Origin of the sequence: Mesorhizobium sp. M0088, assembly GCF_040322895.1 — a bacterium.
In the GTDB taxonomy this organism is placed as follows: domain Bacteria; phylum Pseudomonadota; class Alphaproteobacteria; order Rhizobiales; family Rhizobiaceae; genus Mesorhizobium.
In genome coordinates this window covers 163,287-186,194 of the sequence record NZ_JAMYUI010000013.1, presented here as the reverse complement: position 1 = coordinate 186,194, position 22,908 = coordinate 163,287, and the positions used below count along the sequence as shown (strand labels likewise).

The window sequence follows — 22,908 nt, the reverse complement described above, 5'->3', positions numbered from 1 at the left end:
ACACCGTATGCTGGAGCAATTCTAGGAAACTGTGAAGCGGGTTTCCGTCTGGAATTGCGTCAAAACAAAGAGTTAGAGCAGCTCGCCGTTTCCGTGAAACGGTGAAACGCTCTGGGCATCTTTTGGATTAGCCGACGCGCTTTCCTGCCTGATCGAACCAGTGCAGCTTTTCTGCCTTGGCAACCACGCGCAATTGGTTGCCAACCGTGGCGGTGGCGCGACCCGCGACACGCACGACGATACGGTTGCCGCCTGCCGCACAGTGAAGGAAACTTTCGGCGCCTACCGGTTCGACTGCCTCGACCAGCGCCGGCAGGACGAGGGCGCCGGGCGGCGCCTCCGCATTGAAGGTGACGTCGGCATCCTCGGGCCGAAAACCGAGGGTCGCAGCTCTTGCCTCCCGAGGTGCGAAAGCGATCGCCGTGCCGTCTGCGAGCACCGCGCCCGAGGCGCTTTCGGTCAGTGCCAGGAGATTCATCGGCGGCGCGCCAATGAAGGAAGCGACGAAGGTCGAGGCCGGCCTTTCATAAATGTCGAGCGGCGCCCCCATTTGCTCGACCAGTCCGCCGTTCATGACGACGAGGATGTCGGCCAACGTCATCGCCTCGAGCTGGTCATGCGTGACATAGACCGACGTGACGCCAAGCGAGCGTTGCAGGTTCTTTATCTCGACGCGCATCTGGCCACGCAATTTGGCATCGAGATTGGAGAGCGGCTCGTCGAACAGGAAAACCCTCGGGTTGCGCACAATGGCACGACCCATGGCGACACGCTGGCGCTGGCCGCCGGAAAGCTCGCGCGGGCGGCGGTCGAGCAGCGCCGAAAGTTCGAGTATTTTCGCCGTCGCGCGGACCCGGCTGTCGATCTCATCTTTCGGCGTGCCGCGGTTGCGCAGCCCATAGGCCATGTTGTCGTAGACTTTCATATGCGGATAGAGCGCATAGTTCTGGAACACCATGGCGATGTCCCGCTCGGTCGGACCGATTGAGTTTACGATCTTGCCGTCGATCGCAACTGTTCCCGAGGAGATGGTTTCGAGCCCGGCGATCATCCTGAGCAGCGTGGACTTGCCGCAGCCCGATGGGCCGACCAGCACGCAAAGCTGCCTGTCGGGAACTGCGATTGAAACGCCCTTCACGGCCTCGAAACCGCTGGGGTAGACCTTCTTCACATCCTTCAGATCGACGGTCGCCATCAGCTTCTCACTTTTCGGAATCGACCAGGCCGCGAACGAACCAGCGTTGCATCAGCACCACGACCAGGATCGGCGGCACTATGGCCAGCATCGCTGTGACCATGACCAGGTGCCATTGCGTATCGGCATCGGCGAAGGAGACCATCTTTCTCAACGCGATGACGATCGTGTTCATGTTGCTGCTGTTGGTGACGAGCAACGGCCACAGATACTGCGTCCAGCCATAAATGAAGAGGATGACGAACAGCGCCGCGATATTCGTCCGCGACAGCGGCAACAGGATATCGAAGAAGAAGCGCCACGGCCCCGCACCGTCAACACGCGCCGCCTCCACCAGCTCACCTGGAATGGTCATGAAAAACTGTCGAAACAGCAATGTGGCGGTGGCGGAGGCGATCAGCGGGATGATCAGGCCGGCATAGGTGTCGATCATGCCGAGATCGACCATCACCTTGTAGGTCGGCAGGATGCGCACCTCGACGGGAAGCATCAAGGTGATGAAGATCAGCCAGAAGAAGGTCATGCGCAGCGGAAAGCGGAAAAATACGATCGCGTAGGCCGACAGGATCGAGATGAAGATCTTTCCCACCGCGATGCCGAGCGCCATGATCGTCGTGTTGAGCAGCAGCCTGCCGACGCTGACGCCGCCGATACGGCCGACACCGCCGAACAGCGCTTCGGTGTAATTGTTCCAGAACTGATCGCCGGGCAGGAGCGGCAATGGCGGCCTGAGGATCGTTTGCAGCGTCTGCGTCGAGGCAACGAACGTGTAGTAGATCGGGAAAGCAACGATCAATATGCCGAGGATCAGCACGGCGTGGGCGATGACGGTGCGGAGCGGTGACTGGCCGATCATCGCTCGCCTCAGCCGTAATGGACTTTGCGTTCCACATAGCGGAACTGGATGGCCGTGAGCGAGATGACGATGACCATCAGGATGACCGACTGCGCCGCCGAGTCACCGAGGATCAGATTGACGAAGCCGTCATTGTAGACCTTGTAGACCAGCGTTTCAGTCGTCTTGCCCGGACCGCCCCCGGTGACGGCATGGACGATGCCGAACGTGTCGAACAGGGCATAGACGGTGTTGACGACCAGCAGGAAGAAGGTCGTCGGCGCAAGCAGCGGGAAGACGATGGTCCAGAATCGCTTGGTCTCGCCGGCGCCGTCCATGGCCGCCGCCTCGATCAAGGCTTTCGGCACCGCCTGCAGGCCGGCGACGAAGAACAGGAAATTGTAGCTGATCTGCTTCCAGGCAGCGGCGGACACCAGCAGGATCATGGCGTGGGTGCCGTTGAGCAGTGGATCCCAGGCGATGCCGAAACTTCTCAGCATGTAGGCCAGCGACCCGATCGACGGGTTGAAGAGGAACAGCCACAGCATACCGGCGATCGCCGGCGCCACCGCGTAGGGCCAGATCAAGAGCGTGCGGTAGAGACCTTTGCCGCGCACCACCTTCTCTGCCATGACCGCAAGCAGGAGCGCCACGCACATGGCGACGATGGCGGTCGCAAGGGAAAACACCACCGTGACCTTGATCGAGTTCAGGTAGGCCGGATCGGCAAGCACTTTCCTGAAATTGGCGAACCAGACGAACTTGGTCCTCAGTCCGAACGGATCCTGCCTGAGCATGGATTGGTAGAACGCCTGACCGGCCGGCCAGTAGAAAAACACGAGCGTGATGGCCAGTTGCGGCGCCACCAGCAGGTAGGGAAGGATCTTGTTGGGAAACACGACGCGAGGGGTCATGGAGCCACTCCGAGGTGATGAGGCGGGCGGCACGATGTAGCATCCCTCTTCGCCAAGATGGCTTTGACGAGCGTTTCGGATTCATCGACCGTTGGCGAAATCGCAAAGGACGGCAAAACTCCCCTCGCCGAGGGGAGATGCCTGGCAGGACAGGTGGATGCGCCGTAGAGCAAGGACCTGCGCTCGCTCTAATTCCCCAGCGCTTCCTTGATCGCCGCATTGCCACGCGTAACCGCATTGTCGAGCGCCTGCTGCGCGGTTTGCTGGCCGGCGAGCATCTTTTCGAACTCCTCGTTCTGGATATCGCGCACCTGCGGCAGGTTCGGCAGACGTACGCCCTTGGAATTGTCGGTTGGCGCCTTACCCGTCATCTGCAGGATCGGGGTCTCGCGACCGACGTTCTTGTCATAGAAACCGGACTTCTTGGTCGCTTCATAGGCGGCAAGCGTTACCGGCAGATAACCCGATTTCTGGTGCAGGTATTCTTGCACCTCGGTCTTCGACAGGTAGGCGAAGAAGGCCGCGACGCCCTTGTATTCCTCGTCGGATTTATCAGCGAAAATCCACAGGCTGGCGCCACCCGGCGTCGTGTTCTGCGGTGCGCCCTTGGCGTCGCTGTCATAGGGCAATTGGCCGATGCCGTAATTCATGCCGGACTTGACGATATCGCCAAGGCCGCCGGAGGATTCGGTCATGATCCCGCATTCGCCGGCGAGGAAGATCTGCTTGGCTTCGGAGGTGCGACCGCCATATTTGAAAGTGCCGTCCTTGGCGAGGTCCGCCAGCGCCTGGAAGTGGTTGACGAAAATCGGCGCATTGATCTTGAGCTCGACATCGCCGCCGGCCAGACCGTTCTGCTGGGTGGCCCATGACACGTCATTCCAGGCCGCGAAATTCTCCAGATGGATCCAGGTCAGCCAGGTCGAGGTGTAGCCGCAGGCGGCCGCGCCGCTCGCCTTGATCTTCTTGGCGTCTTCCCACACCTCGTTCCAGGTCTTGGGTGGGCTGTCGACGTCGAGACCAGCCTTCTTGAAGATATCCTTGTTGTAATAAAGGATCGGCGAGGAGGAGTTGTAGGGGAAAGAGAGCATGGTGCCGTCAGGCTTCGAATAATAGCCGACTATGCCTGGCAGATACTGGCTCTTGTCGAAGGTCATTCCAGCGCTGGTCAACACATCGGCTGCCGGCTTGATTGCGCCTTCGGCTGCCATCATCACGCCGGTGCCGACGTCGAACACCTGCATGATGTCGGGCGCCTGGCCGGCGCGGTAGGCGGCGATGCCGGCATTCAGCGTCTCGGGATACGTGCCTTTGAACACCGGAACGAGTTCATAGTCGCTCTGGCTGGCGTTGAAATCTTTGGAGATCTTGTCGACAACTTCGGCATTGGCGCCAGTCATGGCGTGCCACCAACTGATCTGCGTGACAGCAAAAGCGGAGGTTGAGGAAAGCAGCATAAAGGTGGCGGCAACACCGGCCGCGAAGCCGAAGGACTTCATGTTTCATCTCCCGTTTGTCATTGGCGAAAGGGGCACTCCCGCAAAGGCAATATGTGTCGCTCATGACAATCAGACAACGGTTTTGTTGCAGATCGACGAACTTCACCCCTTTACCTCACGCCACCTCGCCCCCGCTTGGACGCATGGAAAGCCACACGGTTAGCCGGCTTAGCGCGACGACAAGCGCCAGGAACCACCGTCGTAACTGCCAAGCTGCCTTTCGGGGTGGCAGCCTTGATTGCAGCCGCTGCAACCCGAAGAGACACGCCAAGGTTGCAGGCGACTTTATCGATCCCTCAACGGCAACGCGCTACTCAATCCTGCTGCCCTGTTTATTTCCAAAGATCAGGTGAAATAAAATGCTGACGGTCTACAATTGTATCGTCAACGAACACGATCTGAGACTGGTCGCACTCGCCGCGCTGATCTGCGGAATTTCCTGTTTCTCTGCCGTCAACCTGCTTCATCACATAAGCCGCTCCACCGATCGGAACCGGCTTGCCTGGCTGATGATCGCGGCCACTTCGACCGGCTTCGGCATCTGGGCAACGCACTTCATCGCCATGCTCGCATTCACACCGGGCATACCCAGTGCTTACGATCCCGCACTTTCCGTGCTTTCGCTCGCTGCTTCGGTCACTCTGACGGCAGCCGGCATGTGGATCGCCACCTTGCGGAATGAGTTCGACTATCATCTCGTCGGCGGCGCCGTGCTGGGCGGCGGTATCGCGGCCATGCACTACATCGGTATGGCGGCGTTCGAGGTTCAGGGCCGCATCGAGTGGAACCTGTTGCTTGTCGCCGTTTCCCTTCTGGCCGGCGTGACGCTCGCGGCGCTGGCGCTGCGTGTCGTGCAGCGCCGTCCCTCCTTGAAGGCGACATCCGGCGGCGCGGTGCTGCTGACGCTGGCAATCTGCACCCTGCATTTCATCGGCATGGGTGCTGTCTCGATCTTCCCCGATCCCTCGATCGTCATATCCGAATACACGATCGAGCCGACCTCGCAGGCTTTCGCCGCCGCTGCCGCCACATTGGTGATCCTGGTCCTGTCGGCATCGGCGCTGTGGATCGATTTGCGCTTCCGTCGCCAGAAGCTCGAGGTCGACCGCATGCACGGTCTGGCCAATGCCGCCGTGGAGGGGCTGATCGTCTGCGACGGCCACCGCATCATCAGTGCCAATGACAGCATGGCGACATTGACGGGCATCGCAACAGCGACGCTGAACGGAATGCAGCTTGGCGATCTCTTCGGATCCGACATGTCGGGCTTCGGCGAACAGCCGCAGGAGGCCGAATTGAGCGGCCGCGATGGCACGAGCATTCCTGTCGAGCTGATCGCCAGGAGCATCGACTATTGTGGCAAGCCTCACAACGTGGTTGCGGTCCGCGACATTCGCGAGCGCAAGAAGGCGGAACAGGAGATCCTGCGCCTTGCCCATTTCGATCCATTGACCGGACTGGCCAATCGCCGCAGCTTTTCCGGCCGGCTGGAGACGGAAATTGCTGCGATGGGCCGGACCAGGAAAGGCGGTCAGCTTGCGCTTCTGCTGCTCGATCTCGACCGGTTCAAGGAGGTCAACGATCTGTATGGGCACGGCGCGGGCGACGCCATGCTGCAGAAGGTTGCGCATTGCGTTACCGGCATTCTTCGTCAAGGACAGATGGTGGCGCGGCTGGGCGGCGACGAATTTGCCATCGTCGCGCCGAACCTGACCGACCCGTTGGAGGCGGGCCGTATCGCCAACGCCGTGCTGACTGCCATGCGCGAGGAAAACCGGCTCTCGGTCGGCGGCGGCCTTGTATCGGCCAGCATCGGCATTGCGCTGTATCCATCGGATGCCGAAAACCAGGCCAGCCTGATAAGCCACGCCGATACCGCGCTCTACCGGGCCAAGACCGAAGGCAAGGACACCTACCGCTATTTCGAAGCTTCGATGGGGGCCGAGGCCCGCGACAAGCGCGTGATGGAGCACGAACTGCGCCAGGCGGTCGCGCGCCAGGAGTTCTACCTCGTCTACCAGCCGCAGAAGGAGATCAGCAGCGGGAAGATGGTCGGTTTCGAAGCGCTGGTCCGCTGGCGGCATCCGACGCGCGGCGATGTCTCGCCGAGCATATTCATCCCGGTCGCCGAAGACAGCGGCGCCATTGGCCAGATTGGCGAATGGGTGCTGACGGCCGCCTGCGAGGAAGCCGCCCGCTGGGAAAATCCGCTGACGGTGGCCGTCAACGTTTCGGCGGTGCAGCTCCACAACACGAATTTCAGCCGCAAGGTCCACGAAACCTTGCTGAATTCCGGCCTGGCGCCCGGCAGGCTCGAGCTTGAGATCACCGAGACGGCGCTTGTCAAGGACATGCCGCGGGCATTGGCCACCTTGCGGCAGGTCAAGGCGCTGGGCGTGCGCGTCGCCATGGACGATTTTGGAACCGGCTATTCCTCGCTCTCCAACCTTCGCGCCTTTCCCTTCGACAAGATCAAGATCGATGGCTCATTCATCAAGTCCGTCGACAAGAACGGCCAGGTCGCGGCGATCGTGCGCGCCGTCCTGGGACTTGGACGCGGGCTCGGCCTGCCGGTTCTGGCGGAGGGTGTCGAGACGCTCGGCGAACTGAAGTTCCTGGACGCCGAAGCCTGCGAGATCGGCCAGGGCTACTATATCGGCAAGCCGGCTCTCATCGAGGAATTCGGCGATCTGACCGGCGTCGTCGCACCCGCTGCCGGCAGCAAACCCGCCAGCCTGCGCGACAGAAGCGTTCTGGCCTTCGCGCCCGCACCCGCGCTAGCCACACGCTAGACTACAGGCTCTCGGGCTTGAGTGCCGTCTCGACCAGCCGCCTGGCGTCCGGCCCCGACCATTCGGCCGGGCCGTTCATGTGGGCGATCAGGCAGCCCTCGCCGTCGATCAGCATGGTGACGGGAAGGCCTAGCGCCAAGCCGCGCTTCTTGAGGTCGTTGAACAGCGTCATCGTCGAATCCCGGTAATAGCCGAGCGTCGCGACGCCGGTATCGCTGAGGAACTTCTTCGGCTTCACATCGTCGCCGGCATCGACGTTGACGGCGACCACTTCAAAGGAGTCGCTGCCCTTTTCCTTCTGCAGCGCATCGAGCGCCGGCATTTCGGCACGGCACGGCGCGCACCATGTCGCCCACAGATTGAGCAGCACCGTCTTGCCGGCATGATCGGCAAGCGTCATCGGCTTGCCGTCCGGACCATTGAAGGCAAGGCTCTTCAGGGATTGAGGCGGATCGGCCGGCAAAAGTGCCGCAACCTCACCGGTGGCCGACGCCGCGACTTTCTTGGCGCGGTCGCTCTTGGCCGCGCAAGTCACGTCGTCCCTGCTGTCACCCACGGCAGCTTGTGCCGGTGCATTGTTGCCAGACCGGCTCTCGCTGACATATACCGCGACCGCGCCCGCCAGCGCGCCCGCCACCAAGGCGGCGAGGATCAGGCGCGGGGCCGGGAAGAATCTACTACCGTCTGCCATTTTCTCAAAACTGCTCCGAAGCACGGGTTATAGCCATGAGCGACAAGAAAACCAGCAACCAGATGTGGGGCGGACGTTTTGCCTCGGGTCCGGCCGCGATCATGGAAGCGATCAACGCGTCTATCTCCTTCGACCGCAAACTCTATGCGCAGGACATCAAAGGCTCGATCGCCCATAGCGAGATGCTAGCGCAAACGGGCATTATTTCGGCGGCCGACCAAGAAAAAATCGCTGACGGGCTGAACACGATCCTGAAAGAGATCGAGGCCGGCAGCTTCGAGTTTTCGACACGGCTCGAAGACATCCACATGAACATCGAGGCGCGCCTCGCCGATCTGATCGGCCCGGCGGCCGGCCGGCTGCACACCGCCCGCTCGCGCAATGATCAAGTCGCGGTCGATTTGCGGCTGTGGGTCAAGGATGAATGCTTTCGCGTCGCCGAGGCGTTGAAAGGGCTGATCGAGGCGCTGCTGGAGCGGGCCGAGGAGCATGCCGCGACCGTGATGCCGGGCTTTACCCATATGCAGGCGGCCCAGCCGGTGACCTTCGGCCATCACTGCATGGCCTATGTCGAGATGTTTTCGCGCGACCTGTCGCGCGTGCGCGATGCGATCGAGCGGATGGATGAAAGCCCGCTCGGTGCCGCCGCACTTGCCGGCACCAGCTTCCCGATCGACCGCCACCGGACCGCCAAGGCGCTCGGCTTCCGCGAGCCGATGCGCAATTCGCTCGACAGCGTCTCGGATCGCGATTTCGCGCTCGAGTTCCTCGGCGTGGCGGCGATCTGCGCCACGCATCTGTCACGGCTGGCCGAAGAGATCATCATCTGGTCGACGCCGCAGTTCGGCTTCGTCAGGCTGTCGGACTCGTTTTCCACCGGCTCCTCCATCATGCCGCAGAAGAAGAACCCCGATGCCGCCGAACTGGTGCGCGGCAAGACCGGCCGCGTCACCGGTCATCTGGTCGGCCTGCTGACGGTGATGAAGGGCATGCCTTTGACCTATGGCAAGGACATGCAGGAAGACAAGGAATCGGTGTTCGACGCCGCCGAGACGCTCGACCTGATGCTGGCGGCGATGACCGGCATGGTCTCGGACATGACGGTCAACGCGGCCGCGATGAAGAAGGCCGCCGGCTCCGGCCACGCGACAGCAACCGACCTTGCCGACTGGCTGGTGCGCACGCTCGGCCTGCCGTTCCGCGAGGCGCATCATGTCACCGGCCGGGCGGTGGCGCTGGCCGAAGACAGGAAGGTGGGGCTGGAGAAGCTTTCACTGGAGGATTTGCAGGCGATCAATTCCGGCATCACGGCCGACATATTTTCGGTGCTGGCGGTGCAGAACTCGGTCAAGAGCCGCACCAGTTTCGGCGGCACGGCGCCGTCGGAAGTGAGGAAGCAGATCCGCGCCTGGAAAAAGCGGCTGGCGAAAGCGTAATGCCGGATATTGCGAGCAGTAATATCCCGGATATTGCGACGGGCAATATCTCGGATATTGCGACGAGCAATATCCGGGGTGCAATGCGCCGAGAACTCGGCTAAAAGCGGCGGCTGACAAACGTTTCGGACGGATGGATCGATGACCGGAAGCAGGATTTTGGTGACGCTGACGCTGCTGGTTGCGATCGCGGCCGTTTCGGCCTGCGGCAGGAGGGGCGCTCTCGACACGCCCTATGAGGCGGCCGTGCAGGCGCGCAAGGATGCCTCGAAGGCCCACCAGCCCGTGCCGCCGGAGCCGGAAAAACCGGTCAAGGACAAGAAATTCATCCTCGACCCGCTGATCTAGAGCCGACGAGAGCCGGGCCTTTCAACCCGATCTCATCGCGCCCCAACTTCCGGAACCACTCTCGTGAACCATTTCGACTACCGCGACGGCGTGCTCCATGCCGAGGACGTGGCGATCCCCGACATCGCCGCACAGATCGGCACGCCATTCTACTGCTATTCGACGGCCACCCTGACCAGGCACTACCGGGTGTTTGCCCAGTCCTTTGCCGGGCTCGACGCGCTGGTCTGCTACGCCATGAAGGCCAATTCCAACCAGGCCGTCCTGCGGACGCTGGCCAAGCTCGGCGCCGGCGCCGACGTGGTTTCGGAAGGTGAATTGCGCCGGGCGCTGGCCGCCGGCATTCCGGCCGGCAAGATCCTGTTTTCGGGCGTCGGCAAGACCTCGCGCGAAATGGACTTTGCCCTTGCCGCCGGCATCCTCTGCTTCAACGTCGAGTCCGAGCCCGAACTCGAGCTGTTGTCGGCGCGAGCCACCGCCCTTGGCAAGGTGGCGTCGATCTCGCTGCGCATCAATCCCGACGTCGACGCCAAGACCCACAAGAAGATCTCCACCGGCAAGGCCGAGAACAAGTTCGGCATCCCGTGGCAGCGGGCGCGGCAGGTTTATGCCCGCGCGGCAAAGCTTCCCGGCATCAGGATCACCGGCATCGATACCCATATCGGCAGCCAGATCACCGAGCTGCAGCCCTTCGACGATGCCTTCGCCCTGCTTGTCGATCTGGTCGGTGCGCTGCGGGCGGACGGCCATGCCATCGAGCATATCGATGTCGGCGGCGGGCTCGGCATTCCCTACCGCATCGACAACAACCCGCCGCCGCTGCCCGACGCCTATGCCCAGATCGTCAGGAAGCATGTCACCAAGCTCGGGCTGAAGGTGATGTTCGAGCCTGGCCGGCTGATATCGGGCAATGCCGGCATCCTTGTCTCGGAAGTGATCTTCGTGAAGGAAGGCGACGCCAAGAACTTCCTCGTCGTCGACGCCGCAATGAACGATCTCATCCGGCCGACGCTCTACGACGCCTTCCACGACATCCGTCCGGTCGTGCAGCCGCCGGCCGACACGCCGCGCATGATGGTCGACGTGGTCGGCCCGGTCTGCGAGACCGGCGACTATATCGGCCTGGACCGCGATCTGCCCAGGCTGAAGGCCGGCGATCTGATTGCCGTCTCCACCGCAGGCGCCTATGGCGCGGTGCAGGCCGGCACCTACAACACCCGCCTGCTGGTGCCGGAGGTGCTGGTCGACGGCGACCGGTTCCACGTCGTGCGCCCACGCCCGACCTATGACGACCTGATTGGGCTGGATTCGATGCCCGACTGGCTTGCATAGGAGCGCCGGAAACACACCTACCCGTCCCAGGGAGCAATCATGACGAATGGCATCACCGTCACACGCGAGCGCATTGCCGCGATGGAACCGCGCATCCGCCCCTATATCAGGCACACGCCGGTGCTGCGCGTCGACATGGCCGACTTCGATCAGCCGCCGCTGGCCGTCGACCTGAAGCTCGAATGCCTGCAGCATTCCGGCTCGTTCAAGGCGCGCGGCGCCTTCACCAATCTCCTGGAGCGGCCGGTTCCCGACGCCGGTGTCGTAGCGGCATCGGGCGGCAACCATGGCGCGGCCGTCGCCTATGCCGCCATGCGGCTCGGCCACAAGGCGACCATCTTCGTTCCCGAAGTGAGCCCGCCAGCCAAACTGGAGCGAATCCGCTCCTACGGCGCCGAACTGATCGTCGGCGGCGCCCGCTACGCCGAGGCGCTGGCGGCCAGCGAACGGTTCGCCGAGGAGACCGGCGCCTTGCAGATCCATGCCTTCAACCAGGAGGAAACGCTCGTCGGCCAGGGCACGCTCGGGCTCGAAATCGAGAGCGATTTGCCTAAGATCGACACGCTGCTGGTCGCTGTCGGCGGCGGCGGCCTGATCGGCGGCATCGCTGCCTGGTTTACCGGCCGCATCCGTATCATCGCCGTCGAGCCGGAAGGAGCGCCGACGCTTCATCGCGCCTTCGAGGCCGGACACCCCGTCGACGCGCCGGCCGAGGGTATCGCCGCCGATTCACTGGCGCCAAAGCGCGTCGGCGAAATGATGTTCCCGATTGCCGAAGCCTTTGTCGAACGCTCGATCCTGGTCAGTGACGACGACATCATCGCCGCGCAGAAGGCGCTGTGGAACCGGGCCCGCATCATCTCCGAGCCGGGTGGCGCCGCCGCCTTTGCCGCGGTCCTGTCGGGCCGCTATGCGCCGGCGGCGGGCGAACGGGTCGCCGTGCTGGTCTGCGGAGCGAATGCGGACCCCGCTACCTTCTAAAGGGCCTGCTGCCTTCTAAAGGGTATGCAGGATGGAACTATAACGGTCCACTTCACGTTTTTCCGAACTGCCTCGCCTTTGCCGTGTTTGCTGGTATTCTTTGAGTCGTGAGGCGTCGGGCTATCCTGCCCGCTCCACAGCATGATCCCGAAAAGTGAAATCCCTTTCGGAACAGATCATGCTCAAAGGGATAAGGCCGCATCCCGGTTTTCGGGATAGGCTCAAGGAAGGGCCGATGACGCAACGACCCACCTTCAGCAGTGATCGCGGCCTGGCCGGACGCCTGGCCTTGAGCCGGTTGGCGACGCGGGTCTCGATGATGGTCGAGCGCGGCTGGCCGTTGCTGCTCCCGCTCGTCATCGTCGCCAGCCTGTTCCTCAGCATCTCCTGGCTGGGGCTGTTCTCCCGGCTGCCGGATATGGCGCGCATCGGCCTGATCGCTGCTTTTGCCATCGGGGCACTGGCGGCGCTCTATCCTCTGCGCTTCTTCCGCCTGCCGGGCGCCGGCGAAATCGACCGCCGCATCGAGGCCGCCAATCAACTGTTGCACAGCCCGGTGCTGGTGCAGACCGACCGGCCCAGCGGCCGGGAAAGCAGTTTCTCGCAGGCGCTGTGGCGCGAACACCAGAAGCGTATGGCTGGAAAGCTCGACAACCTTGGCGCCGACCTGCCGCGCACGCGCGTGCCGGAGCGCGACCCCTGGGGGCTGCGCGCGGTGGCGGCCCTTTTGCTCGTTACCGCCTTCGCCTTCTCCTTCGGGCCGACGGGCGGCAGGATCAGCGACGGCTTCAATGCCCATGGCGCGCGCGATATCGTGCCGCCGCGCATCGATGCATGGGTGACGCCACCGGCCTATACCGGCAAGCCGCCGATCTTCCTGACCGCCGACGCCAACCAGGCGATCCCGACCTTTACCGTTCCCGAAGGCAGTGACGTTTCGCTGCGCGTGACGGGCGGCTCGGGCGAGGAAACGCTCGGCTTTGCCGACAAGAATGGCAACGCCCGCGCCATCGATCCCGCTGCGCCGCAAGCCGCCGCCAAGCCGGCCGCAAGCCCGGCGGCGCCGTCCAAGCTGCGCCAGTTCACCAGCAAGCTGACCGGCGACGGCACGCTGACGCTGACGTCGGGCGAGGAACAGCTCGGCCGCTGGGCCTTCGCGGTCATATCGGACAAGCCGCCGCAGATCCGCTTCGTCGGCGAGCCCAAGCGCGCCGCAAACGGCGCCTTCGAGCTAAACTACCAGATCGACGACGACTATGGCGCCGCCACCGCCAAAGCGGTGTTCGCGCTCGCCGATCCGCAGGCGCCCAATGCGCGCCCGCTGTACGGTGCACCTGAAATGCCGCTGACGCTGCCGCGCCGCGGCGGCAAGTCGAACGCCGCCAAGACCTCCAAGGACCTGACCGAGCATGTCTGGGCCGGCAGCAGCATCAAGCTGACGCTGGTCGCCACCGATGATGCCGGGCACACCGCATCGAGCGAAACCAAGACGCTGCTGATGCCGGAGCGGCCTTTCACCAATCCGCTGGCACGCGCCGTGATCGAACAGCGCCGCCTGCTGGCGCTCGACGCCAACGCCAAGCCGCGCGTGCTCGACCTGATGGACGCCATCACACTGCGGCCGGAAGATACGTTCGACAACATGTCCCACTATCTCGCCATCATGAGCGCCCGCACCCGGCTGAAGATGGCCGAGAGCGACGATCAATTGCGCAGCGAGGTCTCCTATCTCTGGGAAATCGCGCTCGGCATCGAGGAAGGCAATCTTTCGGCCGCCGAAAAGCGGCTGCGCCAGGCGCAACAGGCGCTGCAGGACGCCATCAAGAATGGCGCCAGCGACGCCGAAATCGAAAAGGCGATGAAGGAACTGCGCGAGGCGATGAACCAGTTCCTGCAGGAATTCGCGGAGCGCGCCAAGCAGAATCCCAACGCCCCGCAGATGCAGCAGAACGGCCAAGAACTGCGCCAGAGCGACATCGATCGCATGATGGACCAGATCGAAAACCTGGCGAAGTCCGGAGATCGCGACAAGGCCCAGCAACTGCTGTCGCAACTGCAGGACATGATGAACAATCTGCAAGCCGGCCGTCAGCAGCAAGGCGGCCAGCAGGACAGCGAGATGCGCCAGCAGATGGACAAGCTGGGTGAGATCCTGCGGCGTCAGCAGGAGATGATGAACGACACCTTCCGCATGGATCAGATGCAGCGCGGCGAGCGCCAGCGCGGGCAGAACCGTGACGAGCAGCTCGGCGAAGGCGGCCAAGATGAGGACAGACCCGGCGTCGGCGAAGACCGCGATCCGCTCGCCCGGCAAAAGCCGATGACACCCCAGGAATTCGCCGATGCGCTGAAACAGCTGCAGCAGGGCCAGGGCCAGCTGCAAAGCGACCTCGATCAGCTGAAGAAGGGCCTCGAAGGCATGGGTATGGAGCCCAATGAAGGATTTGGCGAGGCCGGCAAGTCCATGGGCAATGCCGAACAGGCACTCGGCGAGGGTGAAGGCGATGCGGCCGTCGGTCATCAGGGCCGGGCCTTGGAAGCGCTGCGCAAGGGCGCCAAGGACATGATGAAGCAGATGCAGGCCATGCAGGGCGACCAGGGCGGCGGCGAGGAAGGCGGCCGCCAGCAGAACGCCGATCGTGATCCGCTCGGCCGGCCGCGCGCCAGCCAGGGCCCGGATTTCGGCGATTCGGTTAAGGTGCCCGACGAGATCGACGTGCAGCGCGCCCGCCAGATACTGGAAGCGATCCGCAAGCGGCTCGGCAATGCGCTCAGCCCTGACATCGAACGCAGCTATCTGGAACGGCTGCTCGAGCTGAAATAGAGCAATTCCAGGAAAATTGTGAAGCGGTTTTCCGTCCGGAATTGCGAAAAAACAAAGGGATTGCCGCCCGCGTCCATCCCACCTGAAAACCTCTCGCACGGGTGCACCACCATGCCCAGACTTGGCGCTGTCACACCCATCCTGCGCATCTTCGACATTGCCAAGGCGCTTGAATTCTATGTCGGCTTCCTCGGCTTCGAGGTGCAGTGGGAACATCGCTTCGCCGACGACGCGCCGCTTTACATGGCGGTCGGCCGCGACGGCTGCGTTCTGCATCTCAGCGAACATCATGGCGACGGTGCACCCGGCATCGCCCTGCGCATCGAGGTCGAGGACATCACCGCTCTTCATGGCGAACTGATCGGCAAAAACTACCGCTTTGCCAGGCCGGGCCTGGAAGAAACGCCGTGGAAGACCCGAGAGGTATCGGTCGCCGATCCGTTCGGCAACAGGCTGCATTTCTACGAGGATGTCGCTGGCTGACTGAGCCTGTTGACGAAGGCTTCGCGGATCGCATCCTGCATGCCGTCGATCGCCTCACCTGACGCATTGGGGTTGCGGTGCATCACCACGTTGGAGGAATCGATGGCGCCGAATCCGTCCGCTATGGTCAGTTCACGACAGCCGTCCGGAATGTTGCTGCGCGAAATCGGCGCGATCGCCAGTCCGGAGGTGACGGCGAGCTTGAGGCCGCCGGTGGTGTCGCTGGTATAGGCGACACGATAGGCAAGATCGCGCTGCTCCAGTGATTTGATGGCGAAGTCCTTGCACCAGCCGGCCCGGTTGTAGAGCGCGATCGGCACCGGCTGTTCCTCATGCATGTGATGCAGGGTCGACGTCACCCACACGGTCGGGTCGTGCATCAGCACTTCGCCGCCGGCGGGATCCTGCCATTCGAACACCACGCACAGATCGAGTTCGCCGGCAGCGAGCGCCGCCATCTGTGCCCCGGAATGGGCATAGCGCACGGTGACCTCGACCTGTGTATGACGCTTCGAGAAGGCGCCGAGCGCGCGCGACAGGATGGCGTGGCCATATTCCTCCGGAATGCCGATGCGCACCGGCCCGCCAAGCGGCGCTGCCGCCATCGATGCCGACGTCTCGTCGAGCAGCGAGACAATGCGGCGGGCGTTGACGATGAGTTCGCCGCCGCGCCGCGTCAACGCGACGCCGCGCGAACCGCGCTCGAACAGGCTGGCGCCGATCAGCTCTTCGAGCTTCTTCATCTGCATTGACACCGCGGATTGGGTGCGGCCGGCCTGCTCCGCCGCCTTGGTGAAATTGCCGGTCTCGGCAATCGCCACGAAGGTTCGCAGGAGGTCGCTGTCGAGGGTCGGCCGCATGAAATCCGCCATAAGAGAATTTGATTGCTGGTATCATTCCAATTCGTTTGCAACATGTCAAATGGCGGACGATAGTCGCTATACCCATTGGATATGCGGCTGCGAAATCAGCCGCGGACCAATCAAGAGTCCTCACTCGTGCCCGCTGCCCGAAACGGTGGCGGGTTCTTTTTACCCCGCCGGCGGCAGCTTCGGGTCGTGCGCGCAGGAGCCTGGATGCAGATGCAGAATCGGATGGTGGGCGGCATCCTGAGCCTGTGCCTCGGCGTGCTGGTCTTTTCGCTGCAGGATCCGCTCGTCAAAGCCGTGTCGAGCGGCTATCCGGTGACCGAGGTGATGGCGATCCGCTCGATCGTCGCCCTGCCTATCCTGATCGTTCTGGTCCATGCCGATGTCGGCTTGCGGGCGATCCTTTCGAAGCGATTCGGCATGCTGACGGTGCGCGCCTTCATCCAGTTCACCTCCTATACGATGTACTACCTGGCCATCGCCGCTTTGCCGCTCGCCGATGCGGTGGCGCTTTATTTCATGGCGCCGCTGTTCATCATGGTGCTGGCCGGACCGTACCTTGGCGAGCGCGTCTCCTGGCAGACACTGGCAACCGTGCTGATCGGCTTGTTCGGCGTCCTCGTGATGCTGCGCCCCGGCGCAGGGCTGTTCGACTGGGCAGCGCTGCTGTCGCTGGGCTCGGCGGCGCTCTATGGTTTTTCGCAGCTGATGGCCCGCAAGATCGGCGATACTGAATCGTCCACCGTCATGGCCTTCTATCAGAACGGCGCCTATCTGGTCGGCGCCGCCGTGGTTGCCGGGGCGTTTCACCTGGCCGGCATCACACACGCCGTTCACCCGAGCCTGGAATTCCTGGTACGGCCATGGCTTTGGCCGACGCTGCCAGATTTTCTCAAGATGGCGGCCTGCGGTTTCGTCGCCTCCGCCGGCATGATCCTGCTGTCGCAGGCCTACCGGATGGCGCCGGCCAACCGCGTTGCCACCTTCGAATACACCGGCATCCTGTGGTCGCCGCTGTGGGGTTTCCTGTTCTTCGCCGAGGTGCCGCGGTCGACGACGGTGATCGGCGCTGCGTTGATTATCGGCGCCGGTCTGCTGGCGCTCAACACCGAACGGCGCAAGAATGTTCCACCCGTGCTCGCTGCCGCCGACCCAGCCTGATCAGGCGAAGCAGATCAGCGCCCGCTCGACTCGCGAACGGATTTCGGCCAGCGTGAAGGGCTTCTGCACGACATCGAGGATGATGCCGTTCAATTCCTCGGCGCGCTCGCGCTGGTCGGCATAGCCGGTCATCAGCACGATCTTGATCGACGGAAACAATGCAGCAGCCGCGATCGCCATCTCGATGCCGTCCATCTCCGGCATGCGGATATCGGAGACGACGAGATCGTAGCCGCCACGCGCCGCCTGGATCAGCGAAAGTCCCTGCGCGCCGTCCGCCGCGATATCGATTGTGTGCCCGGCGCGTTCAAGCGCGCGGGCGGCCAGGGTGCGGACGGACTCATCGTCCTCGACGATCAGAAGCTTTGCCATGGCCGGCATATTTGGCCGCCAAAAGTTGACTTTTCCTGAAAGCGCGCAGCGTCAGCAAACCTTTTTGTTGCCGCTCAGACATCCCCTTTGACGACACCGACAAACGGCAACTCGCGAAAAGCATGGGCTACATCCATGCCGTAGCCGACGACGAAATAGTCGGGGCAGTCGAAGCCGACATAATCGGCATTGAGCTCGGTCTGGCGGCGCATGCGCTTGTCGAGCAGCACGGCGATCGAACAGCTCTTGGCGCCCCGCGACAACATCAGCTCGCGGGTAAAGCTCAGCGTCTTCCCCGATTCGAGAATGTCGTCGATCAGCAGCACGTCGCGGCCGGCGACCTCATTGTCGATGTCGCGCAGCACCCTCACCTCGCCGCTGCTGGTGCCGGCGCCATAGCTGGAGATGAAGATGAATTCGACCTCCGGCGACAGGCCGACATCGTGCATGGCCCGGATAAGATCGGCGGCGAAGATAAACGAGCCCTTCAGCACCGAGATCACCAGCAGATCGTGATAGTCGTGTCCGGCAATCTCCTTGGCGAGCTCGAGATTGCGCCGCGCGATCGCCGATGCTGAAAACAGAACCTCGATGTCCTTGCCGCGTACGATGGGCATTGATGGTCTTCCCCGGTGATCGCCTATTCGGCGAAAGTGACCGACACGGTCTTCACACCGTTTCTAGGCACGTCGAGCCGGCTGGCAAAGCCGAATCTTTCGCCAGACGCCAGCGAACGGCCGGATGTCCCCAACGTATAGCGGGTAGTCTGCCCGTCATTGCCGGTCACCCGGATTTCGAGCGGCGGCAACTCCGTCGGTTTCGCACCATCATTGACGGCCTCGCCATCGACGAACAGTGCGGCGTTCGGCCCGGTAGCGTCGACGCGTGACGTGACGCCCGAAATGCTGAGCGCCGACGCCTGCGCGCTGGACAGGAACGGCGCCTGGCGCACCAGCGCGTGCCCGCCGGAGACCCAGAACGCGGCCAAGGCAGCGCCGATGCCAGCGACCCAGAAGATCGGCCCGCCGCGCGAGGCTGGTAGCCGCTCCGGCGGGGCCTCGGGCTTGCGCAGCATGTCCATGCCCGCGACGGGTGGCATGACGATCGCGCGCGGCAGCGGCGAAACGCTCTCCACGGCAGGCGCAAGGCGCGGCATCACCACGTAGTCGGCATCGACGATGTCGGCGGCCGAACCACGCATGAACCGGTCCGCTGCGGCAATTGCCGCCGGATCGGTCATGATTTCGCCGGAAACCGGGCGCGCGGTTCGATCGTCAGCCATCATGGCCCCAGCATTGCAGCACGTGTTCGCTTTTCGTTTCTTTGCGTAAACACAAATGGTTAACGCTTCCCCACCGGAGCCCTCGTGACGAGCCGAAAGAGCCCAGAAATTAACCGCCGGTTAACCATGCCGGCCGATGGTCTTTACCCAGAACAGGCCGGCTCGCCGCCGTGCCGAAATTCAGGTCGTCGAAATTGATTCGTTTCGAAAATGTCGGCCTCCGCTATGGCATGGGTCCGGAAATCCTCCGCGACATCTCCCTGCACATCCCGGAGCGCTCCTTCCAGTTCCTCAGCGGGCCTTCGGGCGCCGGCAAGACGACCTTGCTGCGCCTGCTGTTCATGTCGCTGAAGCCGACGCGCGGGCTGATCACCATCTTTGGCAAGGACCGTTCGCGCATCTCGCGCACCGAATTGCCGCATCTGCGCCGCCGCATCGGCGTGGTCTTCCAGGATTTTCGCCTGCTCGACCACATGACCACCTACGAGAACGTCGCGCTGCCGCTGCGCGTGCGCGGGCGCGAGGAGGCGAGCTACCGCACCGATGTCACCGAACTGTTGAAGTGGGTCGGGCTGGGCGAGCGCATGCACGTGCTGCCGCCGGTTCTGTCCGGCGGCGAGAAGCAGCGCGCGGCGATCGCGCGGGCGCTGATCGAGCAGCCGGAAATCCTGCTCGCCGACGAACCGACCGGCAATGTCGATCCGCCTCTGGCGCGACGCCTGCTGCGGCTGTTCATCGAGCTCAACCGGCTCGGCACCGCGGTGGTGATCGCCACCCACGACCTTGGCCTGATGGAACAGGTCGACGCGCGCCGCATGATCCTGGCCGGCGGAAGGCTGGACATCTATGACTGAACTGTCCGCCGAACATTTTGTGGAACGGGAGCAGGACGCCGAGGCGACCGAGGCAAAGCCCCGCGCCCAGCGCAGGATGGCGCCGATCGTGCCGGCGCAGAACATCGCCGGCCGGGCACTGGTCCTGGTGATCGCCATCATGACCTTCCTGTCCTGCCTGACTTTCGGCGCAGTGACGCTGGTGCGCGACACAGCGTCCGTCTGGGAGAACCAGATTTCGCGCGAGGCGACCATCCAGATCAAGCCGGTCGACGGCCTCGACATGGAAGCAGCCCTTACCCAGGCCTCCCAGATCGCCGGGGAATTCCCTGGCGTCAAGACGACCCGGATCATCGACCGCGAGGCGACCGCGAGGCTCCTTGAGCCCTGGCTGGGCTCGGGGCTCAACATCGATGAATTACCCGTGCCGCGCCTGATCATCGTCACCATCGACGAGAACAGCCCGCCCGATTTCGCTGCCATGCGCGCCGCGATCACGCCGAAACTGCCGAGCGCATCGCTCGACGATCACCGCACCTGGGTCGACCGGCTGGTAGCGATGGCCCGCACCACGGTGACCATCGGCATTGCCGTGCTGGCATTGATGCTGTCGGCGACCGTGCTGACCGTGGTGTTCGCGACGCGCGGCGCCATGGCCGGCAACGGTCACATCATCGAAGTGCTGCATTTCGTCGGCGCCGAAGCACGCTTCATCGCACGCGAATTCCGCCGGCATTTCCTGGTCACCGGCATGAAGGGAGCGGCGGCTGGCGGTGCCGCGGCAGTGCTCGTCTTCATCGTCTTTTCCTGGTGGTCGTCGCGCAATATGGCGACGCCGCAGGCCGACCAGGCGACCGCCCTGTTCGGCAATTTCGCCATCGGTTCGGCAGGCTATCTCGGTGTCGTGTTGATGGTGCTGGTGATCGGCGGACTGACGGCTGCCACGTCCCACGCCACCGTCGTTGCCTATCTCAGCGACATCGATGTCCGCCAGCCGGATGCAGGCTAATTCATGTCGCCCAAAAGTGGGAACCGGTTTTGGGACAACGACATAGATAGGACAGGGTGATCACGGATGGAGAATTCACGTAACGCAAAGTGCGTCTTTACCTACCCAAAGCCGCATTTCAGGATTAACCATATGGCGATGGACGCGCGGGATTCGACCGGTACGGCTGGGCAGATGCCAGTGGTGGTTGCCCGTTCGCATGACCGCTCCGCTGTGAGCCGTCTAAGAGCCGCCTTGCGTCTGTCCGCTCTCTCCGTTCTCATCCTCGCAACCCTGTTCGCCGGCGGCTTCGGTTGGTTCGCCAACAAGGTCAGCCATCTGACAACGCCCGCCAATCCGGCCAAGGCGGACGCGATCATTGTCTTGACCGGCGGCCAGTCCCGCCTCGATGCGGCGATGGATCTGCTGGCGTCCGGCAAGGGCGAACGGCTGCTGATCAGCGGCGTCCATCCTTCCGCCAGCCGTCGCCAGTTGCAGGCGGCGACCGGCGGCGACAAGAATCTGTTCTCCTGTTGCGTCGACATCGACCGCGCCGCGCTCGATACGATCGGCAATGCGGAGGAAAGCGCCAAATGGGTCGAGAGCCACGCCTATGGCACGGTGATCCTTGTCACCAACAATTATCATATGCCGCGCAGCCTGCTGGAAATGGGCAGGCTGCTGCATGGCGCCAAGCTCGAGCCCTATCCGGTGGTCAATTCCAACCTCGACAATGGCGGCTGGCTGACCAAGCCGCGGGCATTGCGCGTGCTGTTCACCGAATACAACAAGTATTTGCTGGCGCTGGCGCGCGGCATCGTGCCGGTCAAGCCGACGCCCAACGGCATCGCACTGGCCGAAACCGCGGCCGGCGGCTGATTATTCCGCTGCGGCCGCGCCCGAATCTCCCCTGAGCCGTGCGATCTCCTGTTCAAGGCGCTCGATCCGCTTGTCCCGCTCGCCGAGTGCCGCCGCCACGTCGGCCGCCTCGAACCGTTGCGGGATGTGCTGCGGACAATTGGCATCCCAGGCCGAGACGGTGAACAGGATGACTTGCTCGGGGCGCGCCTTGTAGTCTTGCGGCATCAGTTTCGCCATCAGTTCGGCGTCACTCTCGACGACCCGCGCCGTGCCCCAGATCTTGATGCGCTGGCGGTGCATATAGTCGATCAGGAACAGGAACGCCCTTGGATTGTCGGCCAGATTGCCCTGCGTGATGAACTGCCGGTTGCCGGAAAAATCCGCGAAGCCGATCGTATGTTCATCCAGCACCTTGAGGAAGCCGGCCGGCCCGCCGCGATGCTGGACATAGGGCTGCCCCTCGCTGTTGGCGGTCGACAGGAAGACGCTGGTCTGCATTTCGATGAAGGCGGCAAGGTCCGGGGTGATGCCGGCCTGCCAGCCGCCACGCTCCTCGACGCGGGCATAGGACTGACGTGAGCCCTTGCGGGCCTGGATCGCCTTGACGGTCGGCGTGAAGGCGACGTCGCTGGTGAAAGCATGCGCGTTCATTGAAAGCTTCCTTGCGGCAAGATGCTAAAGTCCGAGCTCCGACAGCGTCGGGTGGTCGTCCGGTCGCCGGCCGAGCGGCCAGTGATACTTACGATCGGCCTCGCCGATCGGCAGGTCGTTGATGCTGGCGATGCGCAGGCGCATCAGCCCGTGTTCATCGAATTCCCAGTTCTCGTTGCCGTAGCTGCGGAACCATGAACCGCTGTCGTCGCGCCATTCGTAAGCGAAACGCACGGCGATGCGGTTGCCGTGGAAGGCCCAGACCTCCTTGATCAGTCGGTAGTCGAGCTCGCGACTCCATTTGCGCGTCAGGAAGGCCTGGATGGCGTCGCGGCCTTGCAGGAATTCGGCGCGGTTGCGCCAGCGGCTGTCCTTGGTATAGGCGAGCGCAACCCGCGCCGGATCGCGTGAATTCCAGGCATCCTCGGCCATGCGCGCCTTCTGTGCTGATGTCTCGGCGGTAAACGGCGGCAGCGGCGGTCGGGCTTCGGACATGGCAACTCCTTTGTGGGCCATGCTGCGGGCAGGCCGACAGACACAATATAGAGCCTTCCATCATTC

Annotated in this window: 22 protein-coding genes; 11 read left to right on the top strand and 11 right to left on the bottom strand. The window is 63.2% G+C overall.

Annotated elements, in window-relative coordinates; genetic code table 11:
- Positions 1-127 precede the first annotated feature (127 nt).
- The 4 genes from NKJ67_RS17610 to ugpB all read right to left on the bottom strand — a co-directional run bounded on the left by NKJ67_RS17610 (position 128) and on the right by ugpB (position 4,443).
- Positions 128-1,195 carry a sn-glycerol-3-phosphate import ATP-binding protein UgpC gene (locus NKJ67_RS17610; protein ID WP_127268505.1) on the bottom strand — a complete coding sequence of 356 codons (1,068 nt, stop codon included), beginning with the start codon at positions 1,193-1,195 and terminating at the stop codon, positions 128-130.
- Between the two features lie 7 nt (positions 1,196-1,202).
- A complete protein-coding gene (gene ugpE, locus NKJ67_RS17605; protein ID WP_127268504.1) occupies positions 1,203-2,051 on the bottom strand; it encodes a sn-glycerol-3-phosphate ABC transporter permease UgpE in 849 nt (282 codons plus the stop codon).
- Between the two features lie 8 nt (positions 2,052-2,059).
- A complete protein-coding gene (gene ugpA / locus NKJ67_RS17600; RefSeq protein WP_023811118.1) occupies positions 2,060-2,944 on the bottom strand; it encodes a sn-glycerol-3-phosphate ABC transporter permease UgpA in 885 nt (294 codons plus the stop codon).
- A 188-nt stretch (positions 2,945-3,132) separates the two neighbouring features.
- Entirely contained in the window at positions 3,133-4,443 is a 1,311-nt protein-coding gene (gene ugpB, locus NKJ67_RS17595; protein ID WP_352582062.1) for a sn-glycerol-3-phosphate ABC transporter substrate-binding protein UgpB, read from the bottom strand.
- 359 nt (positions 4,444-4,802) lie between these two features.
- Here ugpB and NKJ67_RS17590 point away from each other — a divergent pair, with 359 nt between their 5' ends.
- The gene (locus NKJ67_RS17590; protein WP_352582061.1) at positions 4,803-7,235 is read left to right on the top strand and encodes an EAL domain-containing protein; all 2,433 of its coding nucleotides are present in this window, start codon (positions 4,803-4,805) and stop codon (positions 7,233-7,235) included.
- 1 nt (position 7,236) lies between these two features.
- On the opposite strand, the gene tlpA is transcribed toward NKJ67_RS17590, so the two are convergent.
- A complete protein-coding gene (gene tlpA / locus NKJ67_RS17585; protein WP_127318796.1) occupies positions 7,237-7,926 on the bottom strand; it encodes a thiol:disulfide interchange protein TlpA in 690 nt (229 codons plus the stop codon).
- A gap of 35 nt (positions 7,927-7,961) precedes the next feature.
- Between tlpA and argH the strand changes: the two genes are divergently transcribed.
- The 6 genes from argH to NKJ67_RS17555 all read left to right on the top strand — a co-directional run bounded on the left by argH (position 7,962) and on the right by NKJ67_RS17555 (position 15,330).
- Positions 7,962-9,362: an argininosuccinate lyase gene (argH, locus tag NKJ67_RS17580; RefSeq protein WP_127271598.1), complete on the top strand. Its 1,401-nt coding sequence runs from the start codon at positions 7,962-7,964 to the stop codon at positions 9,360-9,362.
- 141 nt (positions 9,363-9,503) lie between these two features.
- Entirely contained in the window at positions 9,504-9,710 is a 207-nt protein-coding gene (gene lptM, locus NKJ67_RS17575; RefSeq protein WP_023811112.1) for an LPS translocon maturation chaperone LptM, read from the top strand.
- 63 nt (positions 9,711-9,773) lie between these two features.
- Positions 9,774-11,042 carry a diaminopimelate decarboxylase gene (gene lysA, locus NKJ67_RS17570; protein WP_352582060.1) on the top strand — a complete coding sequence of 423 codons (1,269 nt, stop codon included), beginning with the start codon at positions 9,774-9,776 and terminating at the stop codon, positions 11,040-11,042.
- Positions 11,043-11,081: 39 nt separating this feature from the next.
- Positions 11,082-12,023, top strand: coding sequence for a threonine/serine dehydratase (locus NKJ67_RS17565; RefSeq protein ID WP_352582059.1), 942 nt, complete (start codon positions 11,082-11,084; stop codon positions 12,021-12,023).
- 235 nt (positions 12,024-12,258) lie between these two features.
- Entirely contained in the window at positions 12,259-14,847 is a 2,589-nt protein-coding gene (locus NKJ67_RS17560; RefSeq protein ID WP_352582058.1) for a TIGR02302 family protein, read from the top strand.
- Positions 14,848-14,958: 111 nt separating this feature from the next.
- Positions 14,959-15,330, top strand: coding sequence for a glyoxalase superfamily protein (locus NKJ67_RS17555; protein ID WP_352582057.1), 372 nt, complete (start codon positions 14,959-14,961; stop codon positions 15,328-15,330).
- Here NKJ67_RS17555 and NKJ67_RS17550 read toward each other — a convergent pair.
- Complete coding sequence (locus NKJ67_RS17550) at positions 15,309-16,190, bottom strand: LysR family transcriptional regulator (RefSeq protein WP_352582056.1); 882 nt, start codon at positions 16,188-16,190, stop codon at positions 15,309-15,311. The two genes, NKJ67_RS17555 and NKJ67_RS17550, sit on opposite strands and share 22 nt — an antisense overlap.
- A 222-nt stretch (positions 16,191-16,412) precedes the next feature.
- Between NKJ67_RS17550 and NKJ67_RS17545 the strand changes: the two genes are divergently transcribed.
- Positions 16,413-17,360, top strand: coding sequence for a DMT family transporter (locus NKJ67_RS17545; protein WP_164753801.1), 948 nt, complete (start codon positions 16,413-16,415; stop codon positions 17,358-17,360).
- Here NKJ67_RS17545 and NKJ67_RS17540 read toward each other — a convergent pair whose 3' ends face one another.
- The 3 genes from NKJ67_RS17540 to NKJ67_RS17530 form a co-directional block, all read right to left on the bottom strand.
- The gene (locus NKJ67_RS17540) at positions 17,361-17,732 is read right to left on the bottom strand and encodes a response regulator (protein ID WP_027038124.1); all 372 of its coding nucleotides are present in this window, start codon (positions 17,730-17,732) and stop codon (positions 17,361-17,363) included.
- Positions 17,733-17,806: 74 nt separating this feature from the next.
- Entirely contained in the window at positions 17,807-18,349 is a 543-nt protein-coding gene (gene hpt / locus NKJ67_RS17535) for a hypoxanthine phosphoribosyltransferase (protein ID WP_023811104.1), read from the bottom strand.
- 23 nt (positions 18,350-18,372) lie between these two features.
- Positions 18,373-19,017, bottom strand: coding sequence for a hypothetical protein (locus tag NKJ67_RS17530; RefSeq protein ID WP_127271081.1), 645 nt, complete (start codon positions 19,015-19,017; stop codon positions 18,373-18,375).
- A 191-nt stretch (positions 19,018-19,208) separates the two neighbouring features.
- Here NKJ67_RS17530 and ftsE point away from each other — a divergent pair, with 191 nt between their 5' ends.
- The 3 genes from ftsE to NKJ67_RS17515 all read left to right on the top strand — a co-directional run bounded on the left by ftsE (position 19,209) and on the right by NKJ67_RS17515 (position 21,714).
- Entirely contained in the window at positions 19,209-19,868 is a 660-nt protein-coding gene (ftsE, locus tag NKJ67_RS17525) for a cell division ATP-binding protein FtsE (protein WP_010911739.1), read from the top strand.
- Positions 19,861-20,856: a cell division protein FtsX gene (locus NKJ67_RS17520; protein WP_027038121.1), complete on the top strand. Its 996-nt coding sequence runs from the start codon at positions 19,861-19,863 to the stop codon at positions 20,854-20,856. The genes ftsE and NKJ67_RS17520 overlap by 8 nt, the downstream gene beginning before the upstream one ends.
- Before the next feature lie 132 nt (positions 20,857-20,988).
- Positions 20,989-21,714, top strand: coding sequence for a YdcF family protein (locus NKJ67_RS17515; RefSeq protein WP_127397703.1), 726 nt, complete (start codon positions 20,989-20,991; stop codon positions 21,712-21,714).
- Here the strand turns inward: NKJ67_RS17515 and NKJ67_RS17510 are convergent, their stop codons facing one another.
- Both NKJ67_RS17510 and NKJ67_RS17505 read right to left on the bottom strand, forming a co-directional pair.
- Positions 21,715-22,347 (bottom strand): pyridoxamine 5'-phosphate oxidase family protein, encoded by a 633-nt coding sequence (locus NKJ67_RS17510; protein ID WP_127809197.1) that lies wholly within the window; start codon positions 22,345-22,347, stop codon positions 21,715-21,717.
- Between the two features lie 24 nt (positions 22,348-22,371).
- On the bottom strand, positions 22,372-22,842 hold the full coding sequence (locus tag NKJ67_RS17505; protein WP_292334244.1) for a nuclear transport factor 2 family protein: 471 nt from the start codon (positions 22,840-22,842) through the stop codon (positions 22,372-22,374).
- Between the last annotated feature and the right edge of the window lie 66 nt (positions 22,843-22,908).

Bases quoted from the DNA above. Each gene is read 5' to 3' on its own strand.
- tlpA (WP_127318796.1), bottom strand. From the start codon at position 7,926: ATGGCAGACGGTAGTAGATTCTTCCCGGCCCCGCGCCTGATCCTCGCC.
- ugpA (WP_023811118.1), bottom strand. From the start codon at position 2,944: ATGACCCCTCGCGTCGTGTTTCCCAACAAGATCCTTCCCTACCTGCTG.
- lptM (WP_023811112.1), top strand. From the start codon at position 9,504: ATGACCGGAAGCAGGATTTTGGTGACGCTGACGCTGCTGGTTGCGATC.
- NKJ67_RS17565 (WP_352582059.1), top strand. From the start codon at position 11,082: ATGACGAATGGCATCACCGTCACACGCGAGCGCATTGCCGCGATGGAA.
- hpt (WP_023811104.1), bottom strand. From the start codon at position 18,349: ATGCCCATCGTACGCGGCAAGGACATCGAGGTTCTGTTTTCAGCATCG.
- ugpE (WP_127268504.1), bottom strand. From the start codon at position 2,051: ATGATCGGCCAGTCACCGCTCCGCACCGTCATCGCCCACGCCGTGCTG.
- NKJ67_RS17560 (WP_352582058.1), top strand. From the start codon at position 12,259: ATGACGCAACGACCCACCTTCAGCAGTGATCGCGGCCTGGCCGGACGC.
- NKJ67_RS17540 (WP_027038124.1), bottom strand. From the start codon at position 17,732: ATGGCAAAGCTTCTGATCGTCGAGGACGATGAGTCCGTCCGCACCCTG.
- NKJ67_RS17510 (WP_127809197.1), bottom strand. From the start codon at position 22,347: ATGAACGCGCATGCTTTCACCAGCGACGTCGCCTTCACGCCGACCGTC.
- NKJ67_RS17610 (WP_127268505.1), bottom strand. From the start codon at position 1,195: ATGGCGACCGTCGATCTGAAGGATGTGAAGAAGGTCTACCCCAGCGGT.
- NKJ67_RS17545 (WP_164753801.1), top strand. From the start codon at position 16,413: ATGCAGAATCGGATGGTGGGCGGCATCCTGAGCCTGTGCCTCGGCGTG.
- NKJ67_RS17550 (WP_352582056.1), bottom strand. From the start codon at position 16,190: ATGCGGCCGACCCTCGACAGCGACCTCCTGCGAACCTTCGTGGCGATT.
- argH (WP_127271598.1), top strand. From the start codon at position 7,962: ATGAGCGACAAGAAAACCAGCAACCAGATGTGGGGCGGACGTTTTGCC.
- NKJ67_RS17505 (WP_292334244.1), bottom strand. From the start codon at position 22,842: ATGTCCGAAGCCCGACCGCCGCTGCCGCCGTTTACCGCCGAGACATCA.
- NKJ67_RS17520 (WP_027038121.1), top strand. From the start codon at position 19,861: ATGACTGAACTGTCCGCCGAACATTTTGTGGAACGGGAGCAGGACGCC.
- NKJ67_RS17590 (WP_352582061.1), top strand. From the start codon at position 4,803: ATGCTGACGGTCTACAATTGTATCGTCAACGAACACGATCTGAGACTG.
- NKJ67_RS17530 (WP_127271081.1), bottom strand. From the start codon at position 19,017: ATGATGGCTGACGATCGAACCGCGCGCCCGGTTTCCGGCGAAATCATG.
- ugpB (WP_352582062.1), bottom strand. From the start codon at position 4,443: ATGAAGTCCTTCGGCTTCGCGGCCGGTGTTGCCGCCACCTTTATGCTG.
- NKJ67_RS17515 (WP_127397703.1), top strand. From the start codon at position 20,989: ATGGCGATGGACGCGCGGGATTCGACCGGTACGGCTGGGCAGATGCCA.
- NKJ67_RS17555 (WP_352582057.1), top strand. From the start codon at position 14,959: ATGCCCAGACTTGGCGCTGTCACACCCATCCTGCGCATCTTCGACATT.